13 protein-coding genes and 2 pseudogenes are annotated in these 13,990 nt (G+C 68.9%); 5 read left to right on the top strand and 10 right to left on the bottom strand.

Annotated features, from left to right (window positions below):
• Nucleotides 1-32 precede the first annotated feature (32 nt).
• The gene (locus tag ACIRPT_RS37235) at nt 33-1,061 is read left to right on the top strand and encodes an alcohol dehydrogenase catalytic domain-containing protein (protein ID WP_403835677.1); all 1,029 of its coding nucleotides are present in this window, start codon (nt 33-35) and stop codon (nt 1,059-1,061) included.
• Here the strand turns inward: ACIRPT_RS37235 and ACIRPT_RS37230 are convergent.
• Both ACIRPT_RS37230 and ACIRPT_RS37225 read right to left on the bottom strand, forming a co-directional pair.
• Complete coding sequence (locus ACIRPT_RS37230) at nt 1,036-2,496, bottom strand: ATP-binding protein (protein ID WP_403835675.1); 1,461 nt, start codon at nt 2,494-2,496, stop codon at nt 1,036-1,038. The genes ACIRPT_RS37235 and ACIRPT_RS37230 overlap by 26 nt on opposite strands.
• A complete protein-coding gene (locus ACIRPT_RS37225) occupies nt 2,496-3,230 on the bottom strand; it encodes a response regulator transcription factor (protein WP_403835738.1) in 735 nt (244 codons plus the stop codon). Before ACIRPT_RS37225 ends, ACIRPT_RS37230 begins: the two co-directional genes overlap by 1 nt.
• Nucleotides 3,231-3,385: 155 nt before the next feature.
• On the opposite strand from ACIRPT_RS37225, the gene ACIRPT_RS37220 reads away from it, so the two are divergent.
• Genes ACIRPT_RS37220 through ACIRPT_RS37210 form a run of 3 tightly spaced genes read left to right on the top strand, consistent with a single transcriptional unit; the run spans nt 3,386 to nt 5,983 of the window.
• Nucleotides 3,386-4,747, top strand: a complete 1,362-nt coding sequence (locus ACIRPT_RS37220; protein ID WP_403835673.1) for a ferric reductase-like transmembrane domain-containing protein — start codon at nt 3,386-3,388, stop codon at nt 4,745-4,747.
• 11 nt (nt 4,748-4,758) lie between these two features.
• On the top strand, nt 4,759-5,211 hold the full coding sequence (locus ACIRPT_RS37215; RefSeq protein ID WP_403835671.1) for an FMN-binding protein: 453 nt from the start codon (nt 4,759-4,761) through the stop codon (nt 5,209-5,211).
• A complete protein-coding gene (locus ACIRPT_RS37210) occupies nt 5,204-5,983 on the top strand; it encodes an FAD:protein FMN transferase (protein WP_403835669.1) in 780 nt (259 codons plus the stop codon). The genes ACIRPT_RS37215 and ACIRPT_RS37210 overlap by 8 nt, the downstream gene beginning before the upstream one ends.
• A 365-nt stretch (nt 5,984-6,348) precedes the next feature.
• Here ACIRPT_RS37210 and ACIRPT_RS37205 read toward each other — a convergent pair whose 3' ends face one another.
• The 6 genes from ACIRPT_RS37205 to ACIRPT_RS37180 all read right to left on the bottom strand — a co-directional run bounded on the left by ACIRPT_RS37205 (nt 6,349) and on the right by ACIRPT_RS37180 (nt 11,511).
• Nucleotides 6,349-6,717, bottom strand: a complete 369-nt coding sequence (locus ACIRPT_RS37205; RefSeq protein WP_403835667.1) for a VOC family protein — start codon at nt 6,715-6,717, stop codon at nt 6,349-6,351.
• Between the two features lie 156 nt (nt 6,718-6,873).
• On the bottom strand, nt 6,874-7,065 hold the full coding sequence (locus tag ACIRPT_RS37200) for a hypothetical protein (protein WP_403835665.1): 192 nt from the start codon (nt 7,063-7,065) through the stop codon (nt 6,874-6,876).
• Nucleotides 7,066-7,282: 217 nt separating this feature from the next.
• Entirely contained in the window at nt 7,283-8,578 is a 1,296-nt protein-coding gene (locus tag ACIRPT_RS37195) for a CynX/NimT family MFS transporter (protein ID WP_403835663.1), read from the bottom strand.
• A 167-nt stretch (nt 8,579-8,745) separates the two neighbouring features.
• Nucleotides 8,746-9,888, bottom strand: coding sequence for a hypothetical protein (locus ACIRPT_RS37190; RefSeq protein ID WP_403835660.1), 1,143 nt, complete (start codon nt 9,886-9,888; stop codon nt 8,746-8,748).
• Nucleotides 9,889-10,157: 269 nt separating this feature from the next.
• Complete coding sequence (locus tag ACIRPT_RS37185; protein ID WP_403835736.1) at nt 10,158-10,769, bottom strand: cysteine hydrolase family protein; 612 nt, start codon at nt 10,767-10,769, stop codon at nt 10,158-10,160.
• A gap of 151 nt (nt 10,770-10,920) precedes the next feature.
• Nucleotides 10,921-11,511, bottom strand: coding sequence for an isochorismatase family protein (locus tag ACIRPT_RS37180; protein WP_403835658.1), 591 nt, complete (start codon nt 11,509-11,511; stop codon nt 10,921-10,923).
• Nucleotides 11,512-11,655: 144 nt separating this feature from the next.
• Here ACIRPT_RS37180 and ACIRPT_RS37175 point away from each other — a divergent pair, with 144 nt between their 5' ends.
• Nucleotides 11,656-12,639 (top strand): GlxA family transcriptional regulator, encoded by a 984-nt coding sequence (locus ACIRPT_RS37175; RefSeq protein ID WP_403835656.1) that lies wholly within the window; start codon nt 11,656-11,658, stop codon nt 12,637-12,639.
• Nucleotides 12,640-12,641: 2 nt separating this feature from the next.
• Here ACIRPT_RS37175 and ACIRPT_RS37170 read toward each other — a convergent pair.
• Both ACIRPT_RS37170 and ACIRPT_RS37165 read right to left on the bottom strand, forming a co-directional pair.
• Nucleotides 12,642-12,913 (bottom strand): annotated as a pseudogene (locus tag ACIRPT_RS37170) (transposase); the annotation flags it as partial.
• A 355-nt stretch (nt 12,914-13,268) separates the two neighbouring features.
• Nucleotides 13,269-13,940: pseudogene (locus ACIRPT_RS37165) on the bottom strand (hypothetical protein).
• Nucleotides 13,941-13,990: the final 50 nt, after the last annotated feature.

The following is a 13,990-nucleotide window of genomic DNA, read 5'->3' as shown; positions in this document are numbered from 1 at the left end:
CCGCACAGGCATGACAGCGAGGAGGTGACATCATGCGCGCACTCGTCTACCAGGGCCCGGGAGAATGCACCTGGGATACGGTCCCGGACCCCGTGATCGAGGAGCCGACCGACGCCGTCGTACGGGTCGAGACCACCACCATCTGCGGCAGCGATCTGCACATCCTGGCAGGAGAGTTGCCTGAGGTGAAGCCGGGGACGGTGCTCGGCCACGAGGCCCTCGGCGAGGTGACCGAAGTCGGCTCCGGAGTGCACTCCCTCCGGCCCGGTGACGAGGTGATCGTGTCCTGCGTCTCGGCCTGCGGCCGCTGCTCGTTGTGCCGGGAGCACGCATACGGGCAGTGCCGCGGAGGCGGCGGGTGGATCCTCGGCAACAGCATCAACGGCACCCAGGCGGAACTCGTCCGCGTCCCCTTCGCCGACCACTCCACCCACCGGCGCCCCGGCGCAGTCACCCGCGAGGACGCGGTCCTGCTGGCCGAAGTCCTGCCCACCGCCTACGAAGTCGGGGTGCGCAACGGACAAGTGGGCCCTGGGGACACCGTAGTTGTCGTGGGGGCCGGGCCGATCGGCCTCGCCGCCGTCCTCACCACGCGGCTCTTCTCACCCCGCAGAACCATCGCCGTAGACCTGTCTCCCTCACGGCTCAAGGCCGCGGCACGGCTCGGCGTCGACTTCGCCGAGCTCCCCGGGCGGATGATCAGCGACCTGGCGGAAGGGCCAGGAGCCGACGTGGCCATCGAGGCCGTCGGCGCACCGGAGAGCTTCGTCCTGTGCACGCAGGCGGTGCGCCCGGGAGGGCATATCGCCAACATCGGCATGCACGGCAAGCCCGCGACCCTGCATCTTGAGGCGCTGTGGCGCAAGAACGTCACGATCAGCACCGGACAGGTGGACACCTTCTCCACGCCCTGGCTGCTGGACGTGGTGGCGTCCGGCCGCCTGGACATCTCCCCGCTGATCACCCATAGCTTCGGCCTCAACCAGGTGGAAGAGGCCTACGACGTCTTCGCCCGAGGCGTCGAGACCGGAGCGCTCAAGGTCGCGTTGCACCGGGAGTAGGGCCTGCCGACGTACCCGGACGAAAGGTCACGGTGAAGACCGTGTGTCCGGGACGGCTCGTCACGGCAACCGAGCCGCCGTGCGCGGTGACCACCGCGTGCACGATGGCCAGCCCGAGCCCCGTGCCGCCGGCGGCTCGCGAACGGCCGTGATCGGCCCGGACGAAGCGGCCGAAGATCTCGGGGCGGAGATCCTCCGGAATTCCCGGGCCGTCGTCCGCGACGGTCAGCCGGGTGCCGGAGTCGTCGGCCGTCAGCTGCACCGTGATCGTGGTCCCTGCGGGCGTATGGCTGCGGGCATTGGCGAGCAGATTCCCGATCACCTGATACAGCCGGTGCTTGTCACCGGTGATCGTTACCGCCGTCTCGGGGAGATCCAGCAGCCACCGGTGGTCAGGACCGGCCGCCCGCGCATCATCCGTCGCATCGAGCACCAAGTGGGTCAGGTCCACCGGCGTCCGCTCCAACGCCCGGCCGGCATCGAGACGGGCGAGCAGCAGCAGATCGTCCACCAGCCGGCTCATCCGCTCCGACTCGGACTGGATGCGGTCCAGGGCGCGACGGACATCGCCGGGTACGGGCCCTTGGTGCCGGAGGGCCAGTTCCGCGTGGCCGCGCACGTTGGCCACCGGGGTGCGCAGCTCATGGCTGGCGTCGGCGGCGAAGTGGCGCAGCCGCTCCTCACTGGCCTGGCGACGCTCCAGGGCGTTGCCGACATGGCCGAGCATGCGGTTCAGGGCGGTACCCACCTGCCCGACCTCGGTGCGCGGGTCCGCCACCGGAACCGGCTCCGGCATGGCCACCTCGCCGCTGGCCAGCGGCAGCTCGGCCACGCTCGCGGCGGTGGCGGTCACGCGCCGCAGGGGACGCAGGGACAGTCGTACCCACAAGGCCCCCATGACGCCGGTGACGAGCAGGGCGCCGCCGAAGACCGCTGCCTCCACGGCCTCCAGCCGGTGCACGGTCTCCTCGACCGGGTGCAGCGGCAGGCCTGTGACGAGGACATCGCCGTCGTCTCCGGCCACGGCATTGACGCGGTAGCGCCCCAGCACGGACAGCCGGATGCTGCGTCCCGTGCCGTCCGTGGGGAGCGCGGCCAGCTCCCGTCGGTCGTCTCTGGTCAGCGGCACCCTCGCATCGGCCGCCGCACGGACCACGGCCGCCTGGGTCGGGGTGCCACGCAGCAGCCGTGCGCCGAACGTGCCCTCCGCCTGGCCGCGGGTGTCGGGCCGGTTGTCGGCGTCCGGTCGCGCCTCGTGTTCCAGGCTCACCGCGAAACGGCCGGCCGAGGCGGAAAGCTGCTGGTCGAGGCGGCGCACGAGAAAGCCTTCGAGCGCGACGACGGTGGTCACTCCGACGGCGAGGCACGCGAGGGCGAGGAGGGCGACCAGGCCGGCGGTGAGCTGACTGCGCAGGGTGCGCGGTAGCGGCCGCATCACGTCTCCTCCGGCTTGAGGACGTAGCCGACGCCCCGGACGGTGTGGATCATCGGTGGCCGGCCGGCGTCGATCTTCTTGCGCAGATAGCTGATATACAGCTCGACGACGTGCGATTTGCCGCCGAAGTCGTAGGACCAGACCCGGTCGAGAATCTGTATTTTGGACAGCACCCGCCGCGGATTGCGCATCAGGAATCGCAGCAGCTCGAACTCGGTACGGGAGAGTTCGATGAGCTCGCCACCCCGGACGACCTCCCTCGCTTCCTCGTCCATGATCAGCTCGCCGACGACGAGGCGGTTGCCCTCGGGCTCTCGCGCCATGCCGGCTCTGCGCAGCAGGCCGCGCAACCGTGCCAGTACTTCTTCGAGGCTGAACGGCTTGGTGACGTAGTCGTCGCCGCCCGCGGTGATCCCGGCGATACGGTCCTCGACGGAGTCGCGTGCGGTCAGGAAGAGGACGCAGACCGTCTCCAGTTCCCGGCGCAGCAGATGCAGCAGCCGCAGGCCGTCGATGTCGGGGAGCATCCAGTCCAGCACGACGGCGTGTGGACGGAAGGTGCGGGCCGCCTCGAGGGCCGTGGCGCCATCGGCCGCGGTGCGGACCGTCCAGCCCTCGCTCGCCAGGGCTCCGGAGAGCACTTCGGTGAGGTCCGGCTCGTCGTCGATCACAAGGACGCGGACCGGCGCTCCGTCCTCGCTCTGCAGAGGGACTGTGGTGCAGTGGTTCTCCATGGTCACTCCAGGATCCCCCGGACGTCGGCCCGCGCGGGCCCGCCCTTGTTCTGAGTTTCCTCTGAATTCGCCGGTCAGCGCCCCGCACAGGCCGAATCAGAGAATCTTCAGAGGTTGCCCTGCGACGGTGGCGCCGACCACGGAAAGGGAGCCCTATGAGCACCGTTTCGCACCCCCGCCGCGGTACCGTGCGCCGCCTGTCCCCGCGCCGGCCGCCGTCCCTCGTACCGCTGCTGGCACAGAGCACCATCTGGGCGGGTGCCGTCGGCGTGCTCGGCCTGTGGTGGGCGGACACCGCGTCAGTGACGAGCCCGGCGGACTGGCTGACCGGCGCCGGGCGGATCACCGGGCTGCTCGCCGGATACGGCTGCGCGGTACTGGTCGCCCTGATGGCCAGGATCCCGCTGCTGGATCACCGCCTGGGCACGGACCGCCTGGCTCGCTGGCATGCCATGGGCGGACGCTACGTCCTCTCGCTCGTCCTCGCCCACACGCTCCTGGTCATCTGGGGATATGCACTCGCCTCGCACAGCGGCGTGGTGCACCAGACGACCACGCTCGTCGTCGACTATCCCGACATGCTCAAGGCCACCGCGGCCTTTCTGCTGCTGCTTGCCACCGCCGTCGTCTCGGCGCGGGCCGCCCGCCGCAGAATGAGTTACGAAACCTGGCACTACCTGCACTTCGCCACCTATCTGGCGGTCTTTCTCGCATTCGGCCACCAGCTCTCCAACGGCGCCGACTTCGTCGGCCACCGGCCCGCCCAACTGGCCTGGTACGCGCTCTACCTCTCGGTGGCGGCGCTCATCGCCTGGTACCGCTTCCTGCTCCCCGTACGCCGAGCGCTGCGCCACCGCCTGTGTGTCACCGACGTCCGCCAGGAGGCACCGGGGGTGGTCTCGGTCCATCTCACCGGCCGACACCTGACGGAACTGGGGGCGCAGCCGGGCCAGTTCTTCCGCTGGCGTTTCCTGGCTCCGGGCCTGTGGTGGACCGCGACCCCGTATTCCCTCTCCGCGCCACCACTCCCCCATCACCTCCGCATCACGGTGAAAGAGGCCGGCGGGCACAGCGCTGCTCTGGCACACCTGCGACCCGGCACCCGCGTATGGGCCGAAGGCCCCTACGGCGCCTTCACCGCGGCGCGCCGCAGAGCCCCTAAGACGCTGCTACTGGCGGGAGGCGTCGGCATCACACCCCTGCGCGCCCTCTTCGAGACCCTCCCCGGAGAAGTCACCCTCGTCTACCGGGCGCGGCGGCCCGAAGACCTCGCACTCCGCTCCGAACTCGATGCCATCGCCACCACCCGCGGCGCGATCGTGCACTACTTCGTGAGCCAACCGGCCAGGTACTCCTTCCCGTTGACGGCCCGCGCGTTGAACCGCCTGATACCGGACCTGGCCGCGCACGAGGTGTACCTGTGCGGCCCACCCGGCATGACCGAAGCCGCCCAGCGCGCTCTACGGGGCACCGGAGTGCCACGTCGCCACATCCACCACGAGTCGTTCGAGTTCTGAGGAGCCACCACGTGCGCCGAGCCGTACTCACCACCGCGTCGACCAGCGCCCTGGTCGTCCTCCTGCTCGCTCTCAAACCCCACCACAGTCCCGGTCCGGCCGGCGGCGCACCGGCGACGAGCGCCGCACCGGCACCGTCCGGCACCGCACACCGGGGCGCCGGCCATGGACAGGACGCCGGTCACGGAAACGGCACGTACACCGGCGCCCCGATCGCCATCAGGTACGGCACCGTGCAGGTAGCGGCCACCGTCAAGGCCGGCCGGCTCACCGCCGTCAAAGTGCTCCAGGCACCGTCCGAGAACGGCCGCGACCGGGAGATCGCCGCATACGCCCTACCTCGCCTGACACAGGAGGCCCTCAACACCCACAGCGCCCAGATCGACGCGGTCTCCGGCGCCAGCTACACGAGCGCCGGATACACGCAGTCCCTTCAGAGCGCATTGGACAAAGCAGGTGTCTGATCGCCGGCGTGGCCTGCGCCATGTCGAGCACGCGATGGGCACCGTGTTCTCCTTCGATATCCGCGACCCGCACACCGCCGCCGTCCCTTCCGCCCTCAACGACGCCGTCGCCTGGCTCCACCACGTCGACAGGGTCTTCTCCACCTACCGTCCCGACAGCGCCATCAGCCAACTCGCCCGGGGCGACCGCACACTGGACGACTGCCCGCCCGAAGTACGGGAGGTCCTCGGCCTCTGCGCCCAGGCCGGCCGCACCACCGACGGCTGGTTCAGCCCCACACCGGACGGCACTCTCGACCCTTCCGGCCTGGTCAAAGGGTGGGCCGTGGAACGCGCCTGGCAGATCCTCCACGACGCGGGAGCCCCCAACATCTGCGTGAACGGCGGCGGAGACCTCCAGCTCAGCGGCGAGTCCGCCCCCGGCGTCCCGTGGTGCATCGGCATCGCCCACCCTCTGCGGCCCGGCGAGCTGTGCACCGTCGTCACCGGCCGCGACCTGGCCATCGCCACCTCGGGCACCGCGGAACGCGGCGCACACATCCTCGACCCGCACACCGGCACCCCCGCCGACGGCCCCGCCTCCCTCACCGTGGTCGGCCGACGACTCACCCTGACCGACGCCTACGCAACGGCAGCATGCGCCATGGGAAGGAAGGCCAGGAAATGGCTGGAACACCTCGACGGCTACGAGGGCTTCGCCGTCACGCGCCACGGCCGGTCCTGGTGGACAAGCAAGTTTCCCGGCACTCGGAATTCGGACCGCATGCTGTGACCCGAACACCACACGGACGTCACAAAGCTTCGAGCACCGCAGGTCCGAGGGAAGCACCCGCAGTCTCGACCGATCGCCCCTCTCTCCCCATGGCCGAAGCGGGACACGTGGGACAGCAGCTGTCCAGGCTTGCACGACGGCGTATCGACTGCGCTCTGGAGCTCCTGCCGGCCGGTACTGCACCTCGCTTAGCCCGCCCTCTCGGGCTTCATGGCACCGGCGGCCGGGGGTGTCCGACGCCGTGGCCGTCGCCACCCGCTACGACAAACGCGGATACGTGTACCTCGGCACCGTCAAGCTGCCGCCCTCCTCATCTGGCTCCGATCGTAATCTCGTACGGAAGCGACTGATCTGGCGATCTGTCCTCAACGCCGGACCAGGCAGAACGGATGCCCCGCCGGATCGGTGAAGACCCGCCACCTGTCCTCACCCGGCTGGTGATCCGGCTTGCCCGCGCCCAGCTCCAGCAACCGGGCCTCGGCCTCGTCCAAGTCCTCGACCGCAAAGTCGAGGTGCAACTGCTGGGGAACACTTTGGTCGGGCCAGCGTGGAGCCCGGTAGTCGTCGACCCGTTGAAAGCCGATGAAGAGTCCGTCCGCATGGCTGAGACCGGCGAAATCAGCGTCTGATTTCGGGTGGGGTTCGAGGCCGGACGCCTGCTGGTAGAACGCCGCCAGAGCCGGCGGATCAGGGCAGTCGAGTGTTATCGCGGTCAACTTCATCTGCAGGGGCATGGCACCTCCGGACCGATCGGTGGACTCTCACGATGCACACGCTAGAGGCAGCCGCCCGCTCCGGCGTCGATATCCAAGACCGGAGCGACAGAAGCTAGGGCCGATCGACCAGGCAAACTCACCCGCGCCCGCTTGCCTTGCGTCGCGTTCACGCCCTCAGTTCACCCTGGGATGGACCTGCTCCAGCGCGGGCAGATGGTCATCCTCGTTATTCGCCTCGATCACCGCGTAGCGCGCCCGGTGCTCGTGGTGCAGCACGGAGCGCGCTGCAACGACTGCGTCGGGCGAAGTCATGCGCATGGTGATCAGTATCCACACCGGCGGCCGCGGACCCTGCGGCGGATCCACGGCACCACCCCGCCCGGCGCTGGTCTGAACGTGCCTGGTTTCGGAGCCTCCGAGCGCCAGGAGCCGACACCACTCCGACCCACGCTTCTGCAACACCCTTTAGCCAAGCTGCGTAAGTCAGCGCCACGAGTGCCGTCCCGTAACCCGAACGATGCTGCAAGGCATCTGCTGTGATCCGACGCTGAGAAAGCCGCACCGTGCTCCCGGGGCCGGCCGGTCACCGATGCAGCGGGAGCATCGTGCGTGCCGGATCCGGTACAGGGTCCGGCACGGCGAGTGGGGGCGGCTGGACCGCCCCCGGCCGGGCGGCGCGCCATCCCAGCAGCATCTGGGGCACCAGAAGTCCTGACAGGATCCACAGCGGGATCTGCCAGCCGCCGGTTGCGCTACGCAGCAGACCCATCGTCAAGGGCCCTACGGCAGCAAGCAGGTAGCCGACGGTCTGCGCCATCCCGGACAGGCGTGTGGTGATGTGCGGGGTCGCTGACCGCAGCGCCAGCAGGATCATCGCCAGCGGGAAGGCACTGCCCGTGCCGATGCCCAGGACACACACCCACACCCAGGCCTGTCCGGGGATGAACGTCAGGCCGCCCAGTCCTGCGGCAACGGCGCCGGTCACGGCCAGGACCAGGCACCGTTGGTCCCTCAGCCGGGCCGCGAGGGCGGGGACGACGAAGCCGCACGGGATTCCGACGCACATCATCGTGGACAGCATCGTGGCGGCCTCGGGCCAGTCGTGCCCCTGGAACCGCATGATCGTCGGAAGCCACGAGACCAGCACGTAGAAGGTGAGCGAGACCAGGCCCAGGTATCCGGCTACCGCCCATGCCAGCCGGGACCGCAGCAGGAACCGGCTGGAGGGCTGCGGTGCGGCCTGCACCGGGACGGGGCCGGAAGCGGTGCGGCGGCCACTCGGTCGACGGCCCCCGGTACGGGCGTGGGGTGTCCTGTCGGCACGGCTGAGCCACACCACGGCGGCGATCAGCGACGGCGCCGCCCACGCGGCGAACGCGATGTGCCAGCCGACAACGTGCTGCAACGGGACGGCCAGGCCGGCGGCAAGCGCTCCGCTGCCGGCCATGAGCGTCATCGCGATCCCCGTCAGCACGCCCGTCCGGACGGGGAACCGCCGCTTGATGACGGCAGGCATCAGCACGTTGCCGACAGCTGTCCCCGTACCGGCCAGTGCCGTCCCCGCATACAGGGCGATGGGGGACGGCACCCCACGCAGGAGCACCCCGGCGGAAATCAGAGACAGCGCCAGGGCGATGGCGGCCTCGGCCCCGATCCTGCGCGCCAGTGGCGCGGCGGCCAGGGCGAACACGCCCAGGCACAGCACCGGCAAGGTCGTCAGGATGCTGACGCCCGCGACTCCCAGGCGGTACCGGGTCTTCACCTCGGCGAGGACGGGCGTGACGCAGGTGATCGCCGGACGCAGGTTGACCGCCAGCAGTACCACCCCGGCCAGGATCCAGATGCGGACCGCGCCGTATTTCCGAGCGTGAGCAGACATGCGTTCTCTCCATGGTGAACGTCCGGCGGGCGGCCGGCCGAGCGGTGCCGGAACAAGGCAGACCCCCCATCGATCGGATGGGGGGTCTGGGCACCGGTATGTGGAACCTCGATCGTGTCGCGGGTGCGAGTGCGTGCGTCCCCGATGTGGTGATCGGGGGTGGGGGGTCAGACCTGTGCGGCCTTCTGGCTGAACGGGCACTTCGCCGCGGTGGCTCCGGTTCCGGCCGTGAATGCTGCCGTCGTCGCCTCGGTAGCGGCGGACGGAGTCTTCAACTGATCGAGGATCTCCGTCGAGAGCAGGTCCTGCTTGCCCTTCAGCGCGTCGGCGATCTCCGTGTCCGATACGAACACCAGCTCAGCGGCGATGTTGTCCTGGACGATGCGGGCGATGTTGTCCAGCACGGTGAAGACCGGGTCGGCCGGCGTCGACGTCGTCGGGAAGTCGATCAGGTGCGTGGCGACCTTCTTCGCGTCCATGCACGGCCCGATGATGATGGTGTTCTGGTTCAGGACACTGGTGGTCCACTGGGAGAGGACTCCGACGTACATGTCGGACCAGGCCGCCTCGCCGATCTGCGCGCGCCACTTCTTCATCAGCGCCTGCACGCCGGCGATCTGCGCCTTGCTGGCCCAGTACATGTTCTTCTCGACGTTGGGGAACGCCGCTTTCGAGAAGTCCTGGTAGGACTTCATGTCGAACTGCTTCGTCTTGACTGCCGCGTCGATGAAGACGTTCGCCTTTTTGATCATCTCGTCGCAGGACGAGGTGAGCTGGGCGGGCAAACCGGCAGCCTTGAGGTTGCCCTTGGCGGTGGTCATGGTCTTCTGGAAGTCCTGCAGCGGTGTGATCCAGCCGGTGCCACCGGCCGGGCCGTACGCCGTCATCTCCAGGTCGTGCGGGTCGATGCGGGCGGCGTTGGGGATGTTGGGGACCTTGTCCGACAGGTACGGCGCCAGGATGGTGAAGATCCCCAGCGGTACGTGCGCGATGGACTTGGCCAGCTCGAATATCGGGTCGACGGGCTGGACGGCCTCCTGTGTGCCGCCGTGGATCAGGGTGAATTTGCCGCCTCTGTTGTCGTTCTGCACGACCATCACCGGAGAGAGAACTTTGATGAGTTCGGCTTTGAGCGCCGCGTAGTTGGCGCGCATGCCGACGTTCACCGCGAGGATGGAATCCCGCGCCTCCTTCTCGGTCACGGCCGCCGCGGCGGGCGCGTCGTCTGCCGCATACGCCCTGCTGCTGGTGAGCAGCGTCGCCGCACTGACGGCGGTTGCGGTGCCCAGGAATCCTCTGCGTGTAGCCACGTGCTTGGTACCCCCTTGAGAGAAATGACACGGGGGAGCGCAATGTCTTCCTTGTCCCCCGCGGAGGGGACAGTAACGATCCCGACAGAACGCGGGAATCAGACAATGACACAGGAGTAGGACCCCTGCGCCTGTGTGAAAGCAGAACCCGACCGGTCAGCCCAATTTGCCTTCCTCATCTGCGAGTTCGTTCCGAGACAGGCTCCACAAGCGGAACCGGCCCCACCTGCCGGGAAGGCGGGTGGGGCCGGTCGTATCAGCCAGGGTGGCTACTTCAGGGTGTTGCCCTTGCGCACCACCACCCCGTACAGGTCACCGATCGTCGCCAGTGCGCTGCGGTGTACCTGGTCTGCCGTCAGGTCGCCGTTCACGGAGGGCAGTGGCCGCGTCGCCGACGCGTCCGCCACCACCGTGGGCCGGTTGCCCCGCAGGAACGCACCCTCCGTCGTGAACAGCGTGCACATGTGCGTCATCCAACCGGCGATGATCACGTTCCGGTGCCCGGCCCGGTCGACCAGCTTCCCCAGGTCAGTACCGACGAAGGCATTGGGGACCTTCTTGGTGACGACGGCCTCACCCCTGACGGGTGCGACCTCGGGCATGATCTGACCGATCTTCTTCCGCACGTCGTAGGGCGTGCCGGGGCCTCCGTCGTTCTGCACGTGGATGACCGTGCCGCCCGCCGCGCGGGTCCGCTTCAGAAGATCGGCAGCCGCGTTGAGCGACTCCCGCCAGCCGGCCAGCCGCATCGTGCCCTGCGTGTAGGTCCGCTGGTAGTCGACCATGATCAGAGTCGAATCCCGCAACGAAGCCGGTGCCTTCGGCAGCTTGTTCAGGGTGCGCAGCGTCGTCGTGTCCGACGCGTCCGCGGCCCTGGGCACAGCGGGCCGGGCGTCCGCGGTCCTGCCGTCGGTCGCCCCGGCCACCTGCACCCCACCCAGCGTCGCCACCGCACCGACAGCGACAGCGGCGGCGAGGCCCACAACCGTACGGACCAAGGCCGCCCTGCCGGTCCGCCTCTCGGCCACAAAGTCAGCCGAGCTGTGCGGCGGACGACACGACGACGCCGTACAGGTCCTCGATCGTGGCCAGCGCACCGTGATGCACATGCGCCGTCTCCACCTCCTTGCCCACCGCGCGCAGCGGACGCGTCGCCGACGCATCCGCGACAACGGTGGGGCGGTTGCCCCGCAGGAACGCGCCCGCCGCCGTGTACTGCACGCACATGTGCGTCATGAACCCGGCCACCACCACATCGCTGTTCCCAGCCGCGTCCACAAGGTCACCGAGGTTCGTCTCGTGGAAGGCGTTCGGGGTCGTCTTGACCACGACATCCTCTCCGTCGATGGGGGCGACGGCGGAGTGGATCTGACCGATCGGTGCGGTGATGTCGTAGGGCGTGCCCACACCGCCGTCGTTGATCACGTGAATGACCTTGGCTCCGGCTTCGCGGGCCCGGGCCAGCAGGTTCGCCGCGGCGTCCAGCGCGGGCTGCCAGCCGTCCAGCTCCATCACGTCCTGGGTGTAGGTGTTCTGGTAGTCGACCATGATCAGGGTCGCGTCGGACAGCTTGGCGGGGGTCTCGTCAAATCCGTTGAGCTGGCGCAGCGTCGTCGTAGGCACAGGAATGTCCTTCGTGAGATGTCGTCGATGGCGGCGGCCCCGCACCGTCCGGCGGGCCGCCTCTTGAAAGTACGGACCCAGCCCCCATGGCGGCAATGTCATGTAACTTGCAAATGCCGCCATCACCTCCTGGGGAGCCGCACCGTGCCCACGCCAGAACGCCTCGTCGTCATCGTCCTGTTCGACGGCGTCGACCTGCTCGACGTCACCGGCCCGCCCGAGGTCTTCGCCCTCGCCAAACGCGAATCCCCCACTGCCGACCACCGCGTCCTCCTCGCCGCCGACACCCTGGACCCCATCACCACATCGGCCGGCGTCCGGGTCCTGCCCGACATCACGTTCGCCGAGGCCGCCCGCCGCAGCATCAACACGCTGCTCGTCCCCGGCGCGGTCACCGAGGACACGGAAGGAAAACTGCGGCCCGTCATCGCGCCCGCCGTCGTCGCCCACGTTGCCGCTCTCGCCGCGCGGTCCCGCCGCGTCACCAGCGTCTGCGTCGGGGCACACATCCTGGCCGCCGCCGGGCTGTTGGACGGCAAACGTGCCACCACCCACTGGTCGACCGCCGATCAGCTGGCCGCCGACCATCCCGAGGTCGACGTCGACCCCGACCCGATCTTCATCCGGCACGGCGACGTGTGGACCGGCGCCGGGATCAGCGCCTGCCTGGATCTCGCCCTGGCCCTGGTCGCCGAGGACCTGGGCGAGGCACTCGCTCTGCGCGTCGCCCGCCAGCTGGTCATGTACCTCAAACGCCCCTCTGGCCAGTCGCAGTTCTCTGTCCCGACGGAACACGCCCCCACCACCAAGCGCATGGACGACCTGCGCCACCACATCCTCACCAACCTGGCGCAGCCGTTGACCGCCGCCGGCCTGGCTGCAATCGCCAACGTCAGCGAGCGCCAACTCCCCCGCATCTTCCGCGCGGAGCTCGGCACCACACCCGCGGCCTACGTGGAATCGGCCCGCGTGGAAGCCGCCCGCAACCAGCTGGAATCCACCGACGACACCCTGGACCGGGTCGCCACCGCCTGTGGGTTCCGCACGATCGACACCCTGATCCGCGCGTTCCGCCGACAGCTGGGCATCACACCCACCGACTACCGACGCCGCTTCCGGACAGGTTGAGCACCGGCAACCGGTCGAGTGCACGCCCACCATCAACGTCGATGCGGCCATCCGCGTCGGTTTCGATCTGGACGGCCCTCAGGCCCCTCGCCCATGTTCCATCCGTCGACCAGCGGCGACGACGGTCGTATACCGCCTTTCGCATCCCGAAGCACGTCGGCAGGTCCAGCCAGGGGATACCGGTCCTGAGCCGGAACGGGATGCCGGTGATCACCTGACGATGACTCTTCCAACACCCGCCCCGGCCGTCGTTCTTCGGTAAGCAGGGCTCCAGCCGAGCCCATTCGTCGAGGTGCCGGTCTCAGCGGCCTTCACGGGCGCTGCCCCACTGCCCCGCTTCAGGCCGCGAACTCCAGCCAGTGGCCCATGTTCAGCAGGGCCTCGCCGTACGGCCGGACGATGGGCCGGCCCGCCTTCCTCGGCCGCCCGGGGCCGCGGCCCTCCGGCACGATCACCTCCCGCCGGCACAATGGACTGAGCACTTGCCGCCGGTCGTCTCAGACCGGTCGACTGCCAAGGAATTCCAGGAAGCCGGTGCCACCACGGTGGTCGACGGCTTCGAAGAGCCAGGCACGCTGGAGCTCTGACAGGCGCGCTCCGTACCCGCGAAGCGTCTCCGGCGGTTCAGGTCAGGGAGTTGAGCCGGTTGCGATGGCATAGCCGATCGCGGCGGCTGCGTCGGCAATGTCCGCCAGGGATACCTTGTCGTTCAAAGTCGTGACCACGTCCTGGGTCAGTGGGCGAAGGGCATATACGTGGCGCACCGCGTGGATGTCGACCGGGATCTCGTAGTAGTCCTCCGCGAAGTTCTGGAATGCCTCCGGCGATGGGTCGACCAGCATGTGGAACAGCCAACCCGATCCGTCAGGGTCGGCGTTGTCTTCAGGAAAGTCGATCCCTCCTGCCCGCCAGTGCTCGCTTCCCGCCTCACGCCACATGCAGGCCGTCACTCTGGGCACTCCGTCGTCTGTGAAGGCCGGCTCTTCGACGCTACTGCGGAACGCCTCGGGGACCGAGTCCACTACGCCTGGCCAGGGCGCGTCGTCGACATATGGGCTCATCGCCGACTCGTGGTCGAAGCCTCGGACATACGCGCCCGCCGGAGAGAAGATGACGTCGAACTCGTCTCCCGAGCCGTTGCGCATCGAGGCGATCTCCTCCGTCTCGGACCAGGCCCGGCTGAATGAGTAGCAGCGCTAACCGTCAGGGTTCAGCACAGCCTCCAGCATGGCCATCGACCGACACCGGTCCCGCAGCGTCGGTATGTCGGGAAGAGCCTCGGCAACATCGCGAACAGTCACGCGGCCTACCCAAGCGCACGCCACTGACAACAGATCACGCGTTCGCCGAG

The sequence above is a fragment of the Streptomyces sp. NPDC101227 genome, from assembly GCF_044767545.1.
Lineage (GTDB): Bacteria > Actinomycetota > Actinomycetes > Streptomycetales > Streptomycetaceae > Streptomyces.
Note: the sequence above shows the minus strand (reverse complement) of the source record. Positions and strands in the feature narration are given on the sequence as shown.

What these genes read in the sequence shown, in the direction of transcription:
- ACIRPT_RS37235 (WP_403835677.1), top strand. Translation starts at nt 33, where the DNA reads ATGCGCGCACTCGTCTACCAGGGCCCGGGAGAATGCACCTGGGATACG.
- ACIRPT_RS37230 (WP_403835675.1), bottom strand. Translation starts at nt 2,496, where the DNA reads ATGCGGCCGCTACCGCGCACCCTGCGCAGTCAGCTCACCGCCGGCCTG.
- ACIRPT_RS37225 (WP_403835738.1), bottom strand. Translation starts at nt 3,230, where the DNA reads ATGGAGAACCACTGCACCACAGTCCCTCTGCAGAGCGAGGACGGAGCG.
- ACIRPT_RS37220 (WP_403835673.1), top strand. Translation starts at nt 3,386, where the DNA reads ATGAGCACCGTTTCGCACCCCCGCCGCGGTACCGTGCGCCGCCTGTCC.
- ACIRPT_RS37205 (WP_403835667.1), bottom strand. Translation starts at nt 6,717, where the DNA reads ATGCCCCTGCAGATGAAGTTGACCGCGATAACACTCGACTGCCCTGAT.
- ACIRPT_RS37195 (WP_403835663.1), bottom strand. Translation starts at nt 8,578, where the DNA reads ATGTCTGCTCACGCTCGGAAATACGGCGCGGTCCGCATCTGGATCCTG.